Source organism: Rhodovulum strictum, assembly GCF_009649175.1.
GTDB classification, from domain to species: Bacteria; Pseudomonadota; Alphaproteobacteria; order Rhodobacterales; family Rhodobacteraceae; genus Rhodovulum; species Rhodovulum strictum.
On record NZ_WJPO01000040.1, the window covers coordinates 1 to 20,066 of the forward strand.

A 20,066-nucleotide genomic window follows, 5' to 3' on the forward strand; every position below is an offset into this window, starting at 1 on the left:
TGACACCTCCGTCGTTACGGGCGTCATCTCGGACAGCAGACCACCTCAGGCAACGAGGGTACTGGGCGGTCGCTTACCATCTTCGGCGTGAGGGTGCGGAACAGATCATCCAGCAGGGCATCGGCCACGGTGCGATCCAGGATGCCAGGCGCAAGGCCGGATCCGTCGATGTCCGTTGGAGAAAGTTCCAAAGTGGCCGGTGCGGACAGGCCGTTCCGAGTCCAGGCGCTTGCAAGAAGCAGCCGATGGAACGGGGACAACCGGTCCTGCCCGGACGCCAGGGCGACCGCATCGGCCACAGTCTGCAGGAAGGCGCTGCCGCGCTTCTTGCGTCTCGCGCGCGATGCGTGCGGCGTCCGGAGCCGACCCCAGCAGTTCGGTGAGGGGCTCCAGCTCCGGCGCGGTCTCTTCGGTCGCGCAGATCCTTGCGATCAGCTGGCCGCCCAGCGCCGACCGATGGAGCATTGAGAAACTCGCCCTGTCGAGAACCTCGAGGCGCGCGTCATCGTCGTCCCGCACCCGCACCAGTTCCGCCAACAAGGTCTCAAGCTGTCCTTCCGCCACGCCGTCCCGCTTCCTGAATCACGCCATGCCTTGCTGACACCCTATGCGTCGGCCTCGGAATTTTCACCGACGCGCATTCCGACAACTGCGCCGCGTGTTTGTTCCACCGGTTCTAAACCGAAGGAAGGAGACCTTGCGACGGCGTCTGAATCGGTTATCGCCATCCGTATGTCGCGCCGCGATCCGTATCGGTTTGCAGGTGCAGCAACGTGATTGGCCCATTGCTGCCGATCAGGCGCCGTTTTCGCTGCTGTGGAGCGTTCCCAAGAGCGGCCTTTCTTCGCAAAGAGCGGCGTTTCACGGGTCCCGCGGTGACCGGCGTAGATCTGAACTGGCCTGCTCCTGGCATCAAGGGCCTCGTTGCTGATCCAGGTTAGGGCGGGGCTGCGCACTGCGCTGTAACGTTCAGTGGAGTGCCAATCGTGCGAGATGCTTTGCTCATCTTGAGCAGCGGTTGCCGCAAAGGTACCGACAGGAGGAAAGTTCATGGACGTGCCCACAATCCTCATCATCATTCTCGTCGTCGCCTTGATCGGCGGAGGCGGCTGGTACGGCCGCGGGCGTTGGTTCTGATCCGAACCGGCGGCTTTCGTGTCAGGGAATGTCCGAAAGACCGGCAGTTTCCGGCATGATCCGACAGACTGGAACAACGCCTGCGGGAGCCTTTCGGCTGCCGAAGCAGCCCGCCTTGCCCGGCCTCCATCACGCCATGAAGAAGAAGGTGACGCGGCGCGAGCAGTTCCCGACCGAGAGGGATACGGCGTTCCCCTGAGGTCGTCTGGTGGCACTGACTACGCCGCATTGCCCCAAGGCCGGAACGAGGGCGGGCACCCGCCGATTCCGGTGGAGACGATACTGCGAGTGTATCGCCTGTAGAACTGGAATGCGCTGAGCGGCCGGATGGCGGCGGAGATGCCTCACGATAGCGAAGGGCATGTTGCCATGCAAACTAATCCGCGGAGGCTTGGCCAGCCGGATCCGTTCGTGTCGACAGCGTCGGCGTCCCCCTTCCCTCCGGATTGGTCGCGCTCTGTGCGAAACGAGCGCTTGTCCACCGGGATGGTCGCCACCGCCGCCATTGCATGAAGTCCGGCGGGACAATCGTGCCGACCCCCGACAATCAAACCGAAAGGAGACGGCGTGCAGATCCAGATCAATACCGACGACAATATCGAAGGGCACGACGCCCTGACCGCTCAGGTCGAGGCCGATGTCCGGGACGGGCTGTCCCGCTTTGCCGCCCAGATCACCCGCGTCGAGGTGCACCTGAGCGACCAGAACGCCGCCAAGGGCGGAATCGACGACAAGCGCTGCCTGCTTGAAGTGCGCCCGACCGGCCAGCAGCCGATGGCCGTGACCCATCAGGCCGGCACGCTGCAAGAGGCCAGCCTTGGCGCGCTGAAAAAGATGCAGCGCAAGCTGGAAAGCAGTGCAGGCCGTCAGAACAACGCCAAGGGCGGCCATTCGGTCCGCGATCTGGATCCGCTGTGAAGCGTCAACCGCACCAGACAGCAGCCCGTCGAACAGCCCCTCCACAAACCGAAAGGAGCATCGATGTTTTCGCGCTCTGACCTCACCGAGCTTGTCGAGGCTGCGCCGATCATTGCGGTCTCGCTCTACTTGCCCATGCAAATCCTTGGGAGAGAGACCCAGCAGAACCCGATCATCCTCAAGAACCTTCTCAGGCAGGCGCGCGACCAGCTTGCCCGGCTGGATGTCAGCGAGGCCGAGACCGAGGCGCTTCTGTCGCCGGCTGTCGATCTGATCGAAGATCATGACTTCTGGCAGCATCAGGCGCCGGGGCTGGCGCTGTATCTGTCCGATGCGGGAATGCAGGCCATCAAGCTTCCGGTTGCGGTGCCCGAACTGGCCGTTGCAGGCGCCGGGTTTCATATATCGCCGCTCCTGCCTCTTCAGCAGCAGCACGCGGAGTTTATGATCCTGACCTTGACCGCCGAGGCGGCCCATCTCTGGCAGGCAACCCGGTTTGCCATGACCGCAGCGGATATTCCCGGCCTGCCGGCCAGCATCGAGTCGCTGGACGAGGCGCCGGATCACGAAGCATCGTTGCAGTCGCATGGCTATGGCCGGCCCAATACCGGCGGCAAGAACATGCCCAAGACACAGGTCTATGGCGACAGCCCCGAGGACTGGCGCAAGGGGCGACTTGTCGAGTATGCCCGCCGCATCTCGTCGGCGCTGTCGACCCATCTGGCCCGCGACCCGCATCGCATCGTCGTGGTCGCCGATGCCGAGATCGGCGGCCATGTCCTCAAGGACGAGGCGCTTGCCCCGCTGATCGCCGGTTTTGTGGAGGTCAATCCCGTTGCGCTTGACGAGGCGGCGATTCACGCCGCCGCCGCTGCCGTGATGAAGCCGATCCATGACAAGGCCCGAGAGACCGCGCTTGAGCAACTTGACGCGCTGATCGGGCGCGGCGATGCGACGGCCTGCACCGACCCCCAACACCTGAACGCCGCCGCACCGGATGGCCGTGTCGAGCAGCTTTTCGTTGCGGAACACCAGGGCTTGTCGGGCCTGCCCGATAACCGCACCGGACCTGCGGAAGGCATCGACCCCGCCATCCGCAACGACCAGGAGCGGGCGGCACAATCGACGCTGCGCAACGGTGGCGTGATCTGGATGGTTCCGCCGGATCGCTTGCCCGAAGGCACCCTAATGGCCGCGGTCCTGCGGTACTGACGGCGGCAAAGTCCGATGGGGGTGAGGCTCGAGACCTTCAATTTCGCCTTCCTTCTCCGTAAGATCACGTGCCGGCGAGGCGCAAACGACCTCGGCCGCGGCCCCTGCGTCTGGTCGCCACTCTGACCGATCCCCTCGAGCCCTGGGCGCTTCCTACGTATGCCGCGACGCCGCTGCCGCGCCCGCATCGGTCCGCTTTCCGCCCGCCCATTGCGGACGGTCATGATCCGTTTGGGCTTGACGGCAGCCCGTGCCCGGCGCCCCAGGCCTGCAACAGCAGGGTGTCGTCATGGTTCCCGTCCGCACCACTGCACTCGCCGCCGCGGCAGCTGCCTCGTTCTGTTGCGGAGCCGCGGCGGAGCAGTAGCGCCTGATGGCCTATGACCTGCCGGCGCCTTGCGTCCCGCTGGCGCAGGCGCCTCATGTCTGCACCTGGACGGTTGGCCCGGAGCACAGCCTTGCTGTGTTGTCCAACAGTGGGTTGCTGGCCGAGAATGTGCGGCCTGCCTCCCTCGACGATGCGGCGCTGCGGAACCGGGAGGCGTGGCGCTGGACGTCGCATGTCATTGCGACCCATGTCGGCGCCCAAGCTCGGGTGGCTGCGCAACGACGCCGAGGCCACGTTCGAGTTCCACCTCTTCAACGGTATCCAGGGCGTGGTGAAGGACCCCAGGGATGGGGCCACGGTGATCGACTGCTACACCGAGTTCAACATCGCGCCCGCGGCCGAGATCGACTTCGACCTCGACAACGCCACCCCGGCCTCGGGGGCGCTGCGCAAGCGCTGCCAGGCGCTGATCGAGAGCGTCGAGCACAGCCTTGGCGGCCTCGCGGTCGGCCAGGTGCAGCTTCGCGCCGAATGCGGCTCGGGCTTCTCCGCCGACCTCGTCGCCCACAAGGAGGTGCGCGATACCTACCTCAACACCGCAGCAGCAGCCGATCTGCGTGGCCGCGTGGGCGAGGAGGTCAGCTTCGGCGGCATCACCTTCCGCCGCTACCGCGGCGGCCTCGGCTTCGGCGAACCCACCGACAAGGCGTACTTCTACCCCGAGGGCGTCGAGGGCCTGTTCGAGATCTACCATGCCCCCGCCGACACCTTCGAGACCGTCAACACCCTCGGCCTGCCGCTCTACGCCCGCATGATCCCCGACCGGGACCGCGACGAATGGGTGCGGCTGGAGATCGAGAGCAATCCGCTCCCGATCTGCACCCGCCCGCAGGTGCTGCGGTCGGCACGGCGGACCTGATGACCGCCGTCGCCGCGGCGCTGGACGCGCTCTTCGCCGACGCCAACATCGCTCGCGACGCCGTCTACATCGCCGAGGGCGGCAGCCCGAAACTCGTCCGCGTGGCCCTCCGCCGCGCGGACGAGATCACCGGCTTCGGCGAGGTGCGGCTCTGGTCCGAGACCACCCGCCTCGACCTGCGCGTGGCCGAGGTGCCCACCCCCCGCCCCGGCGACCGGATCGAGCTCGACGGCGAGGACTTCCTCATCCACGGCGAGCCCGTCCGCGACCGCGAGCGACTGGTTTGGACCGTCGATCTGCGCCCGGCCTGATCGCGATGAAGCTGAAGCTCGACATCACGTCGGGCGTCGCATCGTAACCTGAGCGACGTCGGTCGTCCCGTTTCGGAAGGCGGACGCACATGAGGCCAGATAGAACGTCCACATCCGTCGAAAGCGCTCGTCAAAACCCATGGCAGAGATCTCGTCGCATGCCGAATTGAAGCGGGCGTGCCAACGGCGCAGGGTCTCCGAATAACTCTTGCCGAACTGGACGGAGCCAACCAGCGTCAAACCGGCCCTTTCGATCTGCTCGCTGAGCACAGTGGGGCTCGGCAGCATGCCGCCGGGGAAGATGTACTTCTGGATGAAGTCGACGTTCCGGCGGTAGGTGGGAAACAGCGCATCCGGGACCGTGATGACCTGGATCGTTGCACGCGCCCCGGGCTTGAGCCGGTCGTGCACCGTATGGAAGTACACCGGCCAGTATTTTTCGCCGACCGCCTCGATCATCTCGATCGACGCGATGCCGTCGTAGCTGCCGCGCTCGTAGCGGTAGTCGCGGAGCACGATGTCGACCCGATCCGCAAGCCCTGCCTCGAACATCCTTCGCCTTGCGAAGTCGTGCTGCTCCCGGCTGATCGTCAGCCCGGTGATCCGCGCCCCCCGCTCCCGGGCGGCATATTCGGCGAACCCGCCCCAGCCGCAGCCGATCTCCAGCAGATGCGTTGCCTCGTTGGCTCCGATCCGGTCGCAAACGCTTGCGTACTTGCGCCGCTGCGCCGCCGCGAGGTCCTCTCCGGTGTCCTCGAACAGCGCCGAGGAGTAGGTCATCGTCTCGTCGAGCCAGTGCGCATAGAAGTCGTTGCCGAGATCATAATGCGCCGCGATGTTGCGCTTCGCCTGCGAGCGCGTGTTGCGGTTCAGCCAGTGCATGGCTGCCCGGTAGTGCCGCACGAGCCCGGCCCCCGGAAAGGAACGCTCGACCCTGACACGGCTCGTCAAGAGCACGTCGAGCAGCACCTGAAGGTCAGGCGTTTGCCACCAACCATCGACATAGGCCTCGCAGAAGCCGAGTTCGCCTTCGCGAGCCAACCGGGCGAACAGGCCGGGGTGCTGCACCTCGATCCGGGCCCTCGGTCCCGGCGCCGGCCCTTCGACACGAAAGATGCGTCCGTCGGGCAGTGTGATGTCGATCTGGCCTGCCTTCAGCCCCTGCAGAACCGCAAAAGAGGAGGCGAACCACCATGGCAGGTCACGCTCGCCCTTTGTGGTTTTCAGAACGCGCGGCTCATCCGTACACGCGCCCTTCGTCCGCGTTTGCTGGTCAGCAGCCGGCATCAAACTGCCTTCCGGCCGCTCCGGGCCGTGAGCGGACAAACCATTCATTCAAACCCATCGCAACATCACCGCCGCCCGACACACCCATCCCTCTACCACAAGCACCACCAACGAAACAGGCGAATCCCCGCGTGACCGCCGACCGCAAGCGGCTGCTCCGGACCGTCGACCTGCGCTTCGTGTGACCCGCGATGAAACTCAAGCTGAACAGCACGCCTTTTCCTGCTCGATCAGTACGACGATGCCGAGCTCGACCGGAAGAAGACCGCGGCGATGCTCGCGGGCTTCATCACCAGGACCGCGCCGCAAGAGGCGATGCTGGGCGAGGCCGAGGCGGATGCCGACGGGGCCGCCCTCGCAAGCCTCGAGCCCGACACCATGCAGGGGCTGCTGCCCGGCGAGGACGTGAAGTCCTCGAGCCCCGCGGACGTGGGCGGCGGCTACGAGGCGTTCCATTACCGCACGCTGCTCGCGGTCTCGGCCTCGCTGGGGCTGAACAGCCCGGGCGGGTCGGTGTTCGATGCGGTCGCCATCCACAACGCGCTGAAGCGGCACGAGGTCACCCGGTGCTGTAGGATGGCATGCGCAGCGCGCAGCGCGACCTCGCCCACCGTCTCCGAGACGGGTGGCTCGGGCCTGTTCTCCTGCGACGGGATCGGCCATGATGTGCTTGACGGATCGGCCGCAGGAGCCGACCGCCCCGCCGCGGAGACACGGATGACCTCGCGCCCCCTTTGGTGGCTGCTGCTGAAGCTCCACAAGGCTTGGGTCCGCATCGTGGCCTTTGCCGGACTGGCCCTTTTGACGGCGGTGATGGCGCAGTTGCTGGGTCCGCTTTTGCCGGGGGGCCTGCACGCGACGGTGGGCGCAGATGCTGTGGAGGACATTCTGTCGATCGTCTCCTCCTCGATGTTGGTGGTGACGACCTTTTCGCTCTCCGTCGCCGTCTCGGCCTTCGCCGCCGCCGCAAGCTCCGCCACACCCCGCGCCACCGCGCTGCTTCAGGAGGACCCGACCACACAGAATGTGCTGGCAACCTTTATCGGCGCCTTCCTGTTCGGGTTGCTGGGGCTTATCGGCCTGAAGGCGCAGCTCTACGACGACGCAGGCCGGGTCATCCTCTATTTCGCAACGCTGGTGGTGGTCGTTCTGGTGGTGGCGGCTCTGATCCGCTGGATCGACCATCTGATGAGCTTCGGGCGGATGGCCGACACGCTGAGCCGCATCGAACGGGCCGCGACAAGGTCGCTGAAGGCGCGGCTGGAGAACCCCTGGCTGGGCGGCCGTCCGCGGCAGGGCGAGGTTCCGACTTCCGGGGTCCGGATCGGTGCGCACACGACCGGCTATGTGCAGCGCATCGACACGGCCGCGCTGCAGGACGCCGCCGCGGCCGCGGGCGGGCAACTGCACCTGCTCTGTCTGCCCGGCGACTTCGTGATCGAGGGCGCACCGGTGCTGATACTGGACGGCGGCTCGCTGCCCGACGAGAACCGAGAGGCCGCGTGCAAGGCGGTCAGCATCGGCGATACACGCACCTTTTCCCATGACCCGCGCTTTGGCGTGATCGTGCTGAGCGAGATCGCTTCGCGGGCGCTGTCGCCTGCGGTGAACGACCCCGGGACGGCGATCGACGTGCTCGGCCGGCTGGTGCGAGTACTCTCGCTCTGGCGAACCCCGATGGCACCGGACCCGACGTTTCCCGATGTCGTCGTCCCGGCCCTCTCCGGCGCCGAGATGATCGAGGACGCGTTTCGCCCCATCGCCCGCGACGGCGCCGGCGTGGTCGAGGTGCAGATACGGCTGCAGAAGTCCCTGCAGGCCCTGCAGCAGGTCGCACCGGCGGCCTTTTCCGAGGCATCTATCCGGATGAGCGCCTATGCGCTGGACGCCGCCGAAGCCGCCGGAATGTTGCCCGCCGACCTTGCCGCGGTGCACAGCGTACTGCCCTTTGCAGGGACCGATGGGCCATAGACCTTGGGACACTCGGTCACATGGTCGCATGTCTGTTTCCTCTGTCACCATACCGACCCTGATACTCCTCGGCAGCCGGACTCCCGGTCTGGCGAACCATCTCTGGAAAGGACGGCGCCGGGACTGATGCATGTCAGCACGTCCATCCCCTGATCGGGCAAGATGGGAGCGCGCCCCACAGGGTGGGGCTTCGAAAGGACAGGCTGTGCCGCACCCGGAACCTTCAGGGCATGTCCATGCCGTGCGCGGTGCGGTCGTCGATGTGCGCTATGACGCGGGCACGCTGCCGGCGCTGAACGACGCGCTGAGGGTGGACTGGGACCGCCCCGGCCCCTTGCTGCTGGAGGTGCAGAGTCACCTTGACCTGACAACGATCCGCGCCGTGGCCCTGCAGGCGACCGCGGGGCTGTCGCGCGGCGTGGCCGTGCGCTCGACCGGGGCGCCGATCATGGTGCCGGTGGGCGCGGCGGTGCTGGGGCGGCTTCTGGACGTGACGGGAGAGGTCCGCGATCTGGAGGGCGCGCTGCCGGCCGAGACCCCGCGCCGGTCGATCCATGCGGCCCCGCCGCCGCTCTCTGCGCAAAGCACCACCACCGAGGTCTTCGAGACGGGCATCAAGGTCATCGACCTGCTGACCCCGATGGCCCAGGGCGGCAAGGCCGCGATGTTCGGCGGCGCCGGCGTGGGCAAGACCGTCCTGGTGATGGAGCTGATCCACGCCATGGTCGAGAAATACAAGGGGATTTCGGTCTTTGCCGGCATCGGCGAGCGCTCGCGCGAGGGCCATGAGCTGCTGACCGAGATGGCGGAGTCGGGGGTGCTGCCGCGCACGGTGCTGGTCTATGGCCAGATGAACGAACCGCCGGGCGCGCGCTGGCGGGCGCCGCTGACCGCGCTGACCATCTCGGAATTCTTCCGCGACACGAAACAGCAGAATGTCCTGCTGCTGATGGACAACGTGTTCCGCTTCGTGCAGGCGGGGGCCGAGGTCTCCAGCCTGCTGGGCAGGTTGCCGTCGCGCGTGGGCTATCAGCCGACGCTGGCCACCGAGGTGGCGGGGCTGCAGGAGCGCATCGCCTCGGTGGCCGGCGCCGCGGTCACCTCGATCCAGGCGGTCTATGTGCCGGCCGATGATTTCACCGATCCGGCGGTCACCACGATCTCGGGGCACATGGATTGCGTGATCGTGCTGTCGCGCGCGCTGGCAAGCCAGGGATTCTACCCGGCGATCGATCCGCTGGCGTCGTCCTCGACGCTGCTGGACCCGGCGGTGGTGGGCGAGGCGCATTACAGCATCGCGGGCGAGGTGCGCGAGACGCTGGCGCGGTTCGCCGAGTTGCAGGACATCATCTCGCTGCTGGGGATCGAGGAGCTGGGCAGCGCCGACAAGCGGATCGTGGCCCGCGCCCGGCGCCTGCAGCGGTTCTTCAGCCAGCCCTTCGCGGTGACCGAGGCGTTCACCGGCACGCCCGGGCAGTCCGTCAGCCGCGCCGACACGCTGGCGGGATGCCGCGCGATCCTGGACGGCGAGACGGACGGGTGGGCCGAGGCCTCGCTCTACATGATCGGCACGCTTGCCGATGCCCGCGCAAAGGAAAAGGGGGGGGCTGCCGGATGACCGCCGTCCTGCCCCTGCGCATCGTCACGCCGCTCGCGGTGATCGTGGACCAGCCGGCGATACGCCTGCGCGCCGCCGATGCCAGCGGCAGCTTCGGCATCCTGCCGGGGCACGCCGACTTCCTGACCCGGCTTGCGGTCTCGGTCGTGACCTGGGTCACCCCCGACGGCGCGGCCCATTTCTGTGCCGTGCGCGGCGGGGCGCTGACGGTGCGGGCGGGCAAGGTGGCCATCGCCACGCGCGAGGCGGTGACCGGCGACGATCTCGACCGGCTCGACCGCGAGGTGCTGTCGCGCTTCCGCGCCAACCTCGACGAGGAGCGGGTGGAGCATGTGGAGACCACGCGCCTGCAACTGCATGTCATGCGCCAGATGCTGTCGCGGTTGCAGCCGAAACCGAGGGGGGCGGGCCATTGAGCGAACCGCAGGACAAGGATCCCCTGGTGACGGAGGTGCGCCGGCATCAGGCCCGCCGCGCCGCCTGGGCGCGCGACGGAGAGCCGTCGGTGGCCCGCCGCCTGGCCCAGATCGGTGTGCTTGGCTGGATCATCGTGGCCCCGATGCTGGGGGGGATCGCGCTGGGCCGGTGGCTGGACGCGCGGTTCGAGACCGGCCTGTTCTGGACGGCGCCGCTGCTGATGGTGGGGCTGGGCCTCGGTGGCTGGTTCGCCTGGCGCTGGATGGGCAGCGCATGAGTACCGCCCCGATCCTGGCGCTGTGGCTGGCGGGCGGGGTGGCGCTCGGCCTGATCTACTTTCGCCTGGTGCGGTTCAGCGCCGATCTGCTGCTGTCGGACCGTCGGGGCGCGCCCCTGTTCGGCGTGGCCCTGGTGCTGGCGCGGCTGGCGGGGTTGGGCGGGGTGCTGGTCCTTGCCGCGCTGCAGGGGGCGGGGTCGCTTCTGGCGGCCAGTATGGGCTTGCTGATCGGGCGCTGGTGGATGATGCGCCGCGTGCGGGCGGAGGGGATCTGATGGACAGCCCGCTGCAGTCCGTGCCCCTGTTCATGGCCGGCCCGGTGCCGATCATGCCTGCGGTCGTGACCACATGGGCGATCATGGCCGTGCTGGTGCTGGCGGCCGTGCTGCTGACCCGTCGGCTGACCCTGGTTCCCTCGCCCACCCAGGCGGCGGCGGAACTGCTGGTCGGCGCGGTCGATCAGCAGATCCGCGATGTGACGGGGGCGCCGCCCGCCCCCTTCCGCGCCTTCATCGGCACGCTGTTCCTGTTCATCCTGATCGCCAACTGGTCCTCGCTGATCCCGGGGGTGACGCCGCCCACGGCCACGATGGAAACCCCCGCTGCCCTTGCCGCGCTGGTGTTCCTGTCGATCATCTTCTTCGGGGTCCGGGAGGGCGGTGTGGGCGGCTTCCTGCGCGGCTTTGCGCTGCCCAATCCGGTGATGATCCCGCTCAACATGCTCGAAAGCATCACCCGCAGCTTCTCGATGTTCGTGCGCCTGTTCGGCAACGTCATGAGCGGGGTGTTCGTGATCGCCATCGTCGGCTCGCTGGCCGCGCTTCTGGTGCCGATCCCGCTGATGGCGCTCGATCTGCTGACGGGCGCGGTGCAGGCCTACATCTTCGCCGTCCTGTCGATGGTGTTCATCACCAGCGCCGTGGAAAAGGGCGACCCCCAACCCAAGGAGCCCTGAATGGATTATATCGCCCTGATGTCCATCTTCTGCGCCGCCTTCGCGGTGTCCTTCGGCGCCCTCGGCCCGGCCCTGGCCGAAGGCCGCGCGGTCGCCGCCGCGATGGATGCCATCGCGCGCCAGCCCGAAGCCGCCAACACCATCTCGCGCACCCTGTTCGTGGGGCTGGCGATGATCGAGACGACGGCGATCTACTGCCTTGTCATCGCGCTTCTGCTGCTGTTCGCGAACCCGATGATGCCATGAGCTTCGACCTGTGGACCCTTGGCTTTCAGGCGGTCAACGTCCTTGTTCTGGTCTGGCTGCTGCACCGGTTCTTCTGGAAACCCGTCGCAGCGATGATTGCCGAACGGCAGGCACGCTCCGCCACCCTGCTGAACGAGGCGGAGGCAACGCGCGCCGAGGCCGATGCGGCGCTGGCGGACCTGGAGGCAACCCGTGCGGCCATCGCCGTGGAACGCGACGCCCTCCTCGCCGCCGCGCGCAAGGAGGCCGAGGCGACAGGCGCGGCCCTGATCGATGCCGCCCGCGCCGAGGCCGCCGCCCTGCACGACACCGCCAAGGCCGCCCGCGTCCGCGCCGCCGCCGCGCTGAAGGACGCAGCCCTGGAGGATGCGCAGGACCTGGCCGTGACCATCGCCCGCAGGCTGGCGGCACGGCTGGACGGTGCAGCCATCGACGCGGCGTTTCTGGGCTGGCTGGTGCAGGGGCTCACGGACCTGTCGGCGGCAGACCGCAAGGCGCTGTCGGCTGACAGCCTGGAGGTGATCAGCGCCACGCCGCAGGACGCCGCGGCGCAGGAGCGCATCGCCGCGGCCCTCTCTGCCGCGCTGGGCACGCCTGCCACGCCGAGCTTCCGCACCGATCCCGCGCTGATCGCCGGGCATGAACTGCACAGCCCGCATTTCACCCTGCGCAACTCCTGGGCCGCCGATCTGGACCGGATCGCAGCCGCGCTGAAGGCTGCCGATCCGGAGCAGAAGGCCGGTGTCACCTCCGATGCCGCATGATGCCGTCTGGCTGAACGACGCCGCCGCCCGGGTGCAGGCCGCCCGGCTGGGCCCCCACGCCCGATACCGCGGCCGGGTCGAGGAGATCGCCGACGGCGTGGCGATGATCTCGGGCCTGCCCGATGTGCGGCTGGACGAGTTGCTGCGGTTCGACGCCGGCCCCGTCGGCTTTGCCCAGGTGCTGGAGCCCGACCGCATCGGCTGCGTGCTGCTGGACGCCGACCATGCGCTTCAGGCGGGGGATGCGGTGCACGGCACGGGCGAGGTGGTGCGCGTGCCGGTGGGGCCGGGCCTGCTGGGCCGGATCGTCGACCCGCTGGGCCGCCCGCTGGACGGCAAGGGCCCGGTCGTGGCGCAGGCGACCCTGCCCGTGGAACGCGACGCGCCCGGCATCGTCGACCGCGATCTGGTGACCGAACCCGTGCAGACCGGGGTGCTGGTGGTCGATACGCTGTTCGCCCTGGGGCGCGGGCAGCGCGAGCTGATCGTGGGTGACCCGGCCACCGGCAAGACCACGCTGGCGATCGACACGATCATCGCCCAGCGCGACAGCGACATGATCTGCGTCTACGTCGCCGTCGGCCAGAAGACATCGGCGGTGCGCCGGGCGGTGGATGCGCTGGAAACCCATGGCGCGTTCGAGCGCTGCATCGTCGTCGTGGCCGGCCCCGCCACGCCCCCGGGCCTGCAGTGGATCGCCCCCTTCGCCGGCATGACCATGGCCGAGCATTTCCGCGATGCCGGCCGGCACGCCCTGATCGTGATCGACGATCTGAGCAAGCACGCCGCAACCCACCGCGAGATCGCGCTGCTCACCCGCCAGTCGCCCGGGCGCGAGGCCTATCCGGGGGATGTGTTCTACGTCCATGCGCGGCTGCTGGAGCGGGCGGCGAAGCTGTCGGCGCCCGGCGGCGGCGGATCGCTGACGGCGCTGCCCATCGCCCAGACCGAGGCGGGGAACCTGTCGGCCTATATCCCGACCAATCTCATCTCCATCACCGACGGGCAGATCGTGCTGGATGCGCAGCTGTTCCAGGAGGGGCAGAAGCCCGCCGTCGATGTCGGCATCTCGGTCAGCCGGGTGGGGGGCAAGACGCAGGCGCACGCCCTGCGCGATGCCGCGAAGTCGCTCCGGCTGGACTATGCGCAGTTTCTGGAGATGGAGATCTTCACCCGCTTCGGCGGCACGATCGAGCCGCGGGTGCAGGCGCAGCTGACCCGCGGCCAGCGGCTGCGCGCCGTGCTGCGCCAGGCCCAGCACGCGCCCATGCGGCTGGAGGATCAGGTGGCGCTGGTGGTCGCGGTGCAGGAGGGGCTGCTCGACGCCCTCACGCCGGCGCAGTTGGAGGCCTTCCGCGAGGCGCTGCCGCAGGCGGTGGCGACCGGCGCCAGCGGGGCGGGCCGCGCGATCCGGCAGACCGGCAAGCTGGGCACCGAGGACCGCGCGACGCTGCTGGAGGCGCTGCGCGCGCTGGCGGCCTCGCTGGACCACGACCCGGACCACGACGATGTCTGACGCCGAGCTTGGCAGCCGGATCGAAGGCATCCGGCAACTGGGAAACGTGGTCCGCGCCATGACCGGGATCGCCGGCGCGCGCGCCCGCACCGCCCGCGCCCAGATCGCCGCGGTCGAGGACTATGCCGACAGCCTGGGCGATGCCCTCGCCCAGGCCATGGCCGGGGTCGCCGGAGATGCCCCCCCCACACCCGGCCGCCCGGCCGTGGTGGTGTTCTGCGCCGAGCAGGGCTTTGTCGGCGGATTCTCTGAGCGGGTGCTGGAGGCGGTGGAGACGGACGCGGCCGGCAGCGACCTGTTCCTGATCGGCAGCCGGGGCGCGGCCATCGCCGCCGGGCGCGGGCTTGTCCCGGTCTGGTCCGCCGCGATGCCCTCGCGCTCCGCCAGCCTGCCGAAATTCGCCGATCAGGTGCTGGCAGCGGTGTTTGCGCAAGCGGACCTGCGGCCGGTGTCGGTCGTCCATACGGTCTGGGAGCGGGGACAGGGGCAGGTGCAACGGCTTGCCCTGTTCCCGCTGGCGCCCGCACGGGACGCCCCGGAACAGGCCGCACCCCTGGCGAACCTGCCAGCCGCTGAACTGGCGACAAGCCTCAGCCTCGACCGGCTGCACGCGCTGATGACCCGCGCGGCGCTCAGCGCCTTTGTCGCCGAAAACGAGGCGCGGATGGCCGCCATGGCCGCGGCGTCGCGCCAGATCGACGAGGAACTGGGCGTGCTGGAAGCCCTGGCGCGACGGATGCGGCAAGAGGCGATCACCTCCGAGATCATCGAAATCGCGTCGGGGGCCATGGCGGGGCGATGAGCGCAGGAGCAAGCTGGTCTCCGTCCTAACCTGGATCAGCCTGGCCGAACCCCACGGCCGCTAGGCTGTGCCCAGCATTTCGCCCGAGGGAGCCGCCGATGCCGAGCGCCGAGAAGCCGGGGTTCCGTTTCCCATCCGCTTTCACCATCCTCTTCGCCCTGATCATCCTGGTCGCCGCGCTGACGTGGATCATCCCAGCGGGTCAGTATGAGCGGGTCCCCTCCGAGGCGCTGGGCCGCGACGTGCCGGTGGCGGGCAGCTTTGCTCCCGCCGATCCCAACCCGCAGGGGATCTTCGACGTCATCCTCGCGCCCATCGCCGGCTTCTACGATCCGCTGGAATACACGGCCAATGCCATCGACGTGTCGCTGTTCGTGCTGATCATCGGCGGCTTCATCGGGGTGGTGACGGCGACGGGCGCGATCGATGCCGGCATCGCGCGGGCCATGCTGCGCCTGAAGGGGCGCGAAAACTGGATGATCCTGATCCTGATGGCGCTGTTTGCGCTGGGCGGCACCACCTACGGCATGGCCGAGGAAACGCTGGCCTTCTACGTCCTGCTGATCCCGGTGATGATCGCCGCGAAATACGACGCGCTGACCGCGGTGGCCGTGATCCTGCTGGGCGCCGGGGTTGGGGTGCTGGGTTCGACGGTCAACGCCTTCTCGACGGTCATCGCCTCGGATGCGGCGGGGGTGAGCTTTGCCGACGGGCTGCTGCTGCGGCTGGCGATCCTGGCGGTGTGCTGGGTCGTCACGGTGGCCTTCGTGATGCGCTATGCCGCCCGCGTCCGGGCCGACCCCACCAAGTCGCTGGTCCATGACAGGAAGGCCGCGAACGAGGCGCATTTCCTGTCGGCGACAGCGGATCAGGAACAGCCGGAGGGCGCGCCCTTCACCGGCCTGCACAAGGTCGTCCTGGTCCTGTTCGGGCTGACCTTTGGCGTGATGATCTGGGGCGTTTCCATCGGCGGCTGGTGGATGGCGGAAATGAGCGGCCTGTTCCTCGCCGCCGCCATCGTCATCGGCATTATCGCCCGGCTGGGCGAGGGAAAGCTGGTGGAGGCTTTTGTGAACGGCGCGCGCGATCTTCTGGGCGTGGCACTGATCATCGGGCTGGCGCGCGGGATCGTCGTGGTGATGGACGCCGGAATGATCACCGACACCATCCTGCATGCGGCCGAAACCAGCGTCGAGGGCCTGTCGCAGACCGCCTTCATCCTCGTGATCTACTGGATCGAGGTGGGCCTGTCGTTCTTCGTCCCCTCCACGTCGGGGCTGGCGGTGCTGTCGATGCCGATCCTCGCCCCCGTGGCCGATTTCGCGGGCGTGAAGCGCGAACTGGTGGTCACCGCCTTCGCCACCGCCAGCGGGATAGTCAACCTGGTCACGCCCACATCCGCCGTGGTCATGGGCGGGCTCGCCATCGGCCGCGTTCCCTATGAACGCTGGCTGCGCTTTGTCTGGCCGCTTCTGCTGGTCCTCACCGTCATCGTCATGGCCGCGCTCGCGCTGGCCGTCAACTTTGGAGGCGCCCCATGACCCTGACCTATGGCGTTCATTCCGAAGCGGGGCAGTTGCGCCGCGTCATGCTCCATCGTCCCGGCTCGGAAATGGCGCGGCTGACGCCGGCGAACGCCGAAAGCCTGCTGTTCGATGACGTGCTGTGGGTGAAACAGGCCCGCATCGACCACATGGCCTTTGTCGACGTCCTGCGCGAGCGCGGGGTCGAGGTGGTCCTGCTGCGCGAGATGCTGGAGGAGGTCGTCTCCGACCCCGAGGCCCGCCGCTGGCTGCTGGATGCCCGGATCAGCGACAATTCGGTCGGCGTGGGGTTGGCCGCCGACCTGCACGCCTGCCTGATGGAGCTGCCGGCCAACGCGCTGACGCATATCCTGATCGGCGGGATGAGCCGCACCGAACTGCCGATCCCGATGGCGGGCGTCGTGGCGCCGATGCTGCGCGAGGATGACTTCCTGCTGCCGCCCATGCCCAACCAGATCTTCACGCGCGACAGTTCCTGCTGGATCTACGGCGGCGTGACGCTGAACCCGATGTTCTGGCCCGCCCGGCGGCTGGAGACGCTGAACCTCGCCGCGATCTACCGCTTCCACTCCGACTTCAGGGAGGCGGAGTTCCCGGTCTGGTATGGCGATCCGCTGGTCGATCATGGCCTTGCCACGCTGGAAGGGGGCGACGTGATGCCCATCGGCAATGCGACCGTGCTGATCGGCATGGGCGAGCGCACCACTCCGCAGGCGGTGGGGCAGGTCGCGCGCGCGCTGTTCGCGGGCGGCGGGGCGGAGCGGGTGATCGCCTGCCAGTTCCCGCGGGCGCGCGCGTCGATGCATCTGGATACGGTGTTCACCTTCTGCGACCACGATCTGGTGACGGTCTTTGCCGAGGTGACGGACGCGATCCAGACCTATTCGCTACGCCCCGGCAAGGGCGGCAAGGTGGAGGTGACGGCCGAGTCTGCCCCCTTCCTCGACGTGGTGGCAGGCGCGCTGGGCGTGAAGACGCTGCGCGCCGTGCCCACGGGCGGTGATGCCTACGAGTCGCAGCGCGAACAATGGGATGACGCCAACAACCTGCTGTGCATCGGTCCCGGTGTGGTCGTCGGTTACGCCCGAAACACCCATTCCAACACCCTGCTGCGCAAGGCCGGCGTCGAGGTGATCACCATTTCCGGCGCCGAACTGGGGCGCGGGCGGGGAGGCTCCCACTGCATGACCTGCCCGCTGATCCGCGACGCCCTTTGAAAGGACGATCCCATGCCACAGAATCTGCACGGTCGCAGCTTTTTGAAACTGCTGGATTTCACGCCGGACGAATTGCGCTTTCTGCTGCGCCTTGCGGCCAGCCTCAAGGAAGCCAAGGCAACGGGCACCGAAAAGCGCCTGCTGAATGGCAAGAACATCGCGCTGATCTTCGAGAAGGACAGCACCCGCACCCGCAGCGCCTTCGAGGTCGCCGCCTTCGATCAGGGCGCGCATGTGACCTACCTTGGCCCGTCAGGCAGCCATATCGGGACCAAGGAAACGATGAAGGATACTGCACGTGTCCTCGGCCGCTACTATGACGCCATCGAGTACCGGGGCTTCGGGCAGACGCAGGCCGAGGTTCTGGCGCAGTTCGCGGGCGTGCCGGTCTATAACGGGTTGACCGACGAGTTTCATCCGACCCAGATCCTCGCTGATCTGATGACGATGCACGAATTCTCCCACAAGCATCTGTCTGACATGGCATTCTGCTTCATCGGCGATACCGGCAGCAACATGGGGACGTCCCTGATGGTAGGCGCGGCCCTGATCGGACTGGATATCCGGCTCTGCGGTCCGAAAAGCCTGTGGCCTGACGCTGCGCTGGTGGACCAGTGCCGCGAACTGGCGAAAGCCAGCGGCGCCCGCATCACGAAAACCGAAGATCTGGCCGAGGGCGTCAAGGGCTGCGACTACATCTACACCGACGTCTGGGTCTCGATGGGCGAGCCGGAAGACGTCTGGGCCGAACGCATCGCGCTGCTCTCGCCCTTTACCGTGACGCAAGACGTGATGGACCGGACCGGCAACCCCCACACCAAATTCCTGCATTGCCTGCCCGCCTTCCACAACCGCGATACTGCAACCGGCGAAAAGATCTTCCAGACCTATGGCATCGACTGCATGGAGGTGACGGACGAGGTGTTCGAATCCCCCGCATCCGTGGTGTTCGACCAGGCCGAGAACCGGCTGCATTCCATCAAGGCGGTTCTTGTCGCCACCATCGGAGCCTGAGCCATGCGCATCGTCGTGGCCCTCGGGGGCAACGCCCTGCTCAAACGCTGCGAGCCGATGACCGCCGAGGCGCAGCACACCAATGCGCGCATTGCCGCCGCAGCCCTGGCCGACCTCGCGCGCGATCATCAGATCGTCGTGGCGCATGGCAATGGCCCCCAGGTGGGGCTGATGGCGCTGAGATCCGCCGCCTATGCGCCCGACAACCCATGGCCGCTCGATATCCTGGGGGCCGAAACCGAAGGCATGATCGGCTATCTGCTCGAGCAGGAACTGATGAACGCCCTGCCACGGGGCACCGATTGCGCCACGCTGCTGACCCGGGTCGAGGTGGACCCCGCCGATCCCGCATTCGACCGGCCCACGAAACCGATCGGCCCGGTCTATACCGAGAAGGAGGCGGGGCCGGTCAGTGCCGAGCACGGCTGGTCGATGGTCGAGGAGGCCACGGGCGGCCTGCGCCGCGTCGTGGCCTCTCCCTTGCCCATCGCAATCCTGGGCATTGTCCCGATCCGGATGCTGGTCGAGGCCGGTGTCTGCGTGATCTGCGCAGGCGGGGGCGGCATCCCGGTCGTGCGGGGCAAGGATGGGAAGATGGAGGGCGTCGAGGCCGTGATCGACAAGGATCGCACATCGGCCCTTCTGGCGCGGGAGCTGGACGCGGACGTGCTGCTGATGCTGACCGATGTGGAGGCGGTGTTCCGCGACTGGGGCGGCCCGGACGAGGAAGCCATCGGCAGCATAACTCCGGACGCGCTGGACGAGCTGACCTTTGCAGAAGGTTCGATGGGACCGAAGATCACCGCCGCCTGCGATTTCGTGCGGGCGGGCGGCGTCATGGCCGGCATCGGCCGCCTGCAGGACGCGCGCGCAATCGTGGAGAGGCGCGCGGGCACCCAGGTGCTGAATTCGGTTGCGGCAGAGAATCGCGACTCATCGCCCGATGCCCAGAAGCGGTAGCGAACCCGACAGGGCTGGAGGCCAGTGGCACAGACGTCTTCGCTGGTATCACGGGTGGTAGGCACTGCGCCGGGTGCGTCGCTGCTACCGCTAGGTGATGAGAAGCTCGGAGCCTCAGGCGAACGGCCGTAACAGGCTCCTTGCGCCTAGGGTCAGGACCCATTGATATACTTGAAGCTGTCCGGCCTGCGTGATTCAAGCTCCCGAACTGACGGGGGTGGAGATGAGCAACCTTTTCTGGCTGACCGACGCGCAGATGGAGCGGCTGAAGCCGTTCTTCCCGAAGTCCCACGGCAAGCCGCGCGTCGATGACCGACGGGTGTTGAGCGGCATAATCTTCATCAACCGCAATGGGTTGCGATGGTGCGATGCGCCTCGGGAGTATGGCCCGCCGAAGACCCTCTACAACCGATGGAAGCGGTGGGGCGACATGGGGGTCTTCGCCCGGATGATGGAGGGGCTGGCGTCCGAAGGCGGCCAGGAGAAGGTCGTGATGATCGACGCGACATACCTGAAGGCGCATCGCACGGCTTCGAGCCTGCGGGCGAAAAAAGGGGGCCCGATGACAAGCGCGGCGTAACCGCCCGGTTGGCACCGCGGTTGATCAGGCGGCCTCGGCCTGAGCGACGGCGACCGGTGTCCAGTTCCACGGC

20 protein-coding genes and 2 pseudogenes are annotated in these 20,066 nt (G+C 67.8%); 20 read left to right on the forward strand and 2 right to left on the reverse strand.

Annotation, left to right across the window (positions count from 1 at the left end):
* Nucleotides 1–605 precede the first annotated feature (605 nt).
* Nucleotides 606–1,079 carry a hypothetical protein gene (locus GH815_RS17385; RefSeq protein ID WP_153750009.1) on the reverse strand — a complete coding sequence of 158 codons (474 nt, stop codon included), beginning with the start codon at nucleotides 1,077–1,079 and terminating at the stop codon, nucleotides 606–608.
* A 625-nt stretch (nucleotides 1,080–1,704) separates the two neighbouring features.
* Here GH815_RS17385 and GH815_RS17390 point away from each other — a divergent pair.
* The 4 genes from GH815_RS17390 (at nucleotide 1,705) to GH815_RS17405 (ending at nucleotide 4,825) form a co-directional block, all read left to right on the forward strand.
* Entirely contained in the window at nucleotides 1,705–2,055 is a 351-nt protein-coding gene (locus GH815_RS17390; RefSeq protein ID WP_343030943.1) for an HPF/RaiA family ribosome-associated protein, read from the forward strand.
* A gap of 63 nt (nucleotides 2,056–2,118) precedes the next feature.
* Nucleotides 2,119–3,267 (forward strand): baeRF3 domain-containing protein, encoded by a 1,149-nt coding sequence (locus GH815_RS17395; RefSeq protein ID WP_153750010.1) that lies wholly within the window; start codon nucleotides 2,119–2,121, stop codon nucleotides 3,265–3,267.
* Between the two features lie 560 nt (nucleotides 3,268–3,827).
* A complete protein-coding gene (locus GH815_RS17400) occupies nucleotides 3,828–4,514 on the forward strand; it encodes a major capsid protein (protein ID WP_455363784.1) in 687 nt (228 codons plus the stop codon).
* Nucleotides 4,514–4,825: a head-tail joining protein gene (locus tag GH815_RS17405; protein WP_153750012.1), complete on the forward strand. Its 312-nt coding sequence runs from the start codon at nucleotides 4,514–4,516 to the stop codon at nucleotides 4,823–4,825. The genes GH815_RS17400 and GH815_RS17405 overlap by 1 nt, the downstream gene beginning before the upstream one ends.
* Before the next feature lie 24 nt (nucleotides 4,826–4,849).
* Here the strand turns inward: GH815_RS17405 and GH815_RS17410 are convergent, their stop codons facing one another.
* Nucleotides 4,850–6,112 carry an SAM-dependent methyltransferase gene (locus GH815_RS17410; RefSeq protein ID WP_153750027.1) on the reverse strand — a complete coding sequence of 421 codons (1,263 nt, stop codon included), beginning with the start codon at nucleotides 6,110–6,112 and terminating at the stop codon, nucleotides 4,850–4,852.
* Between the two features lie 213 nt (nucleotides 6,113–6,325).
* On the opposite strand from GH815_RS17410, the pseudogene GH815_RS19550 reads away from it, so the two are divergent.
* From GH815_RS19550 to GH815_RS17485, 16 genes and pseudogenes are all read left to right on the forward strand, one after another.
* A pseudogene (locus GH815_RS19550) lies at nucleotides 6,326–6,607 on the forward strand (phage portal protein); the annotation flags it as partial.
* 222 nt (nucleotides 6,608–6,829) lie between these two features.
* Nucleotides 6,830–8,083 (forward strand): DUF2254 domain-containing protein, encoded by a 1,254-nt coding sequence (locus GH815_RS19310; protein WP_407072194.1) that lies wholly within the window; start codon nucleotides 6,830–6,832, stop codon nucleotides 8,081–8,083.
* A 205-nt stretch (nucleotides 8,084–8,288) separates the two neighbouring features.
* Complete coding sequence (gene atpD / locus GH815_RS17420) at nucleotides 8,289–9,701, forward strand: F0F1 ATP synthase subunit beta (protein ID WP_343030944.1); 1,413 nt, start codon at nucleotides 8,289–8,291, stop codon at nucleotides 9,699–9,701.
* Nucleotides 9,698–10,117, forward strand: coding sequence for a F0F1 ATP synthase subunit epsilon (locus GH815_RS17425; protein WP_246176508.1), 420 nt, complete (start codon nucleotides 9,698–9,700; stop codon nucleotides 10,115–10,117). Before atpD ends, GH815_RS17425 begins: the two co-directional genes overlap by 4 nt.
* Complete coding sequence (locus GH815_RS17430; protein WP_153750015.1) at nucleotides 10,114–10,395, forward strand: AtpZ/AtpI family protein; 282 nt, start codon at nucleotides 10,114–10,116, stop codon at nucleotides 10,393–10,395. The genes GH815_RS17425 and GH815_RS17430 overlap by 4 nt, the downstream gene beginning before the upstream one ends.
* On the forward strand, nucleotides 10,392–10,670 hold the full coding sequence (locus tag GH815_RS17435; protein ID WP_153750016.1) for an N-ATPase subunit AtpR: 279 nt from the start codon (nucleotides 10,392–10,394) through the stop codon (nucleotides 10,668–10,670). Before GH815_RS17430 ends, GH815_RS17435 begins: the two co-directional genes overlap by 4 nt.
* Nucleotides 10,667–11,350: a F0F1 ATP synthase subunit A gene (locus tag GH815_RS17440; protein ID WP_211365122.1), complete on the forward strand. Its 684-nt coding sequence runs from the start codon at nucleotides 10,667–10,669 to the stop codon at nucleotides 11,348–11,350. The genes GH815_RS17435 and GH815_RS17440 overlap by 4 nt, the downstream gene beginning before the upstream one ends.
* Entirely contained in the window at nucleotides 11,351–11,596 is a 246-nt protein-coding gene (locus GH815_RS17445) for a F0F1 ATP synthase subunit C (protein WP_153750018.1), read from the forward strand. It begins immediately after the preceding gene.
* Complete coding sequence (locus tag GH815_RS17450; protein WP_153750019.1) at nucleotides 11,593–12,360, forward strand: F0F1 ATP synthase subunit delta; 768 nt, start codon at nucleotides 11,593–11,595, stop codon at nucleotides 12,358–12,360. The genes GH815_RS17445 and GH815_RS17450 overlap by 4 nt, the downstream gene beginning before the upstream one ends.
* On the forward strand, nucleotides 12,350–13,876 hold the full coding sequence (locus tag GH815_RS17455) for a F0F1 ATP synthase subunit alpha (protein ID WP_153750020.1): 1,527 nt from the start codon (nucleotides 12,350–12,352) through the stop codon (nucleotides 13,874–13,876). The genes GH815_RS17450 and GH815_RS17455 overlap by 11 nt, the downstream gene beginning before the upstream one ends.
* Nucleotides 13,869–14,678, forward strand: coding sequence for a F0F1 ATP synthase subunit gamma (locus GH815_RS17460; protein WP_153750021.1), 810 nt, complete (start codon nucleotides 13,869–13,871; stop codon nucleotides 14,676–14,678). The genes GH815_RS17455 and GH815_RS17460 overlap by 8 nt, the downstream gene beginning before the upstream one ends.
* Nucleotides 14,679–14,776: 98 nt before the next feature.
* On the forward strand, nucleotides 14,777–16,219 hold the full coding sequence (locus GH815_RS17465; protein ID WP_153750022.1) for a YfcC family protein: 1,443 nt from the start codon (nucleotides 14,777–14,779) through the stop codon (nucleotides 16,217–16,219).
* Nucleotides 16,216–17,439, forward strand: coding sequence for an arginine deiminase (locus GH815_RS17470; protein WP_153750023.1), 1,224 nt, complete (start codon nucleotides 16,216–16,218; stop codon nucleotides 17,437–17,439). Before GH815_RS17465 ends, GH815_RS17470 begins: the two co-directional genes overlap by 4 nt.
* Before the next feature lie 12 nt (nucleotides 17,440–17,451).
* A complete protein-coding gene (argF, locus tag GH815_RS17475; protein ID WP_153750024.1) occupies nucleotides 17,452–18,453 on the forward strand; it encodes an ornithine carbamoyltransferase in 1,002 nt (333 codons plus the stop codon).
* Nucleotides 18,454–18,456: 3 nt separating this feature from the next.
* The gene (arcC, locus tag GH815_RS17480) at nucleotides 18,457–19,413 is read left to right on the forward strand and encodes a carbamate kinase (RefSeq protein ID WP_153750025.1); all 957 of its coding nucleotides are present in this window, start codon (nucleotides 18,457–18,459) and stop codon (nucleotides 19,411–19,413) included.
* A 223-nt stretch (nucleotides 19,414–19,636) separates the two neighbouring features.
* Nucleotides 19,637–19,972, forward strand: a pseudogene (locus tag GH815_RS17485) (transposase); the annotation flags it as partial.
* Nucleotides 19,973–20,066 lie beyond the last annotated feature (94 nt).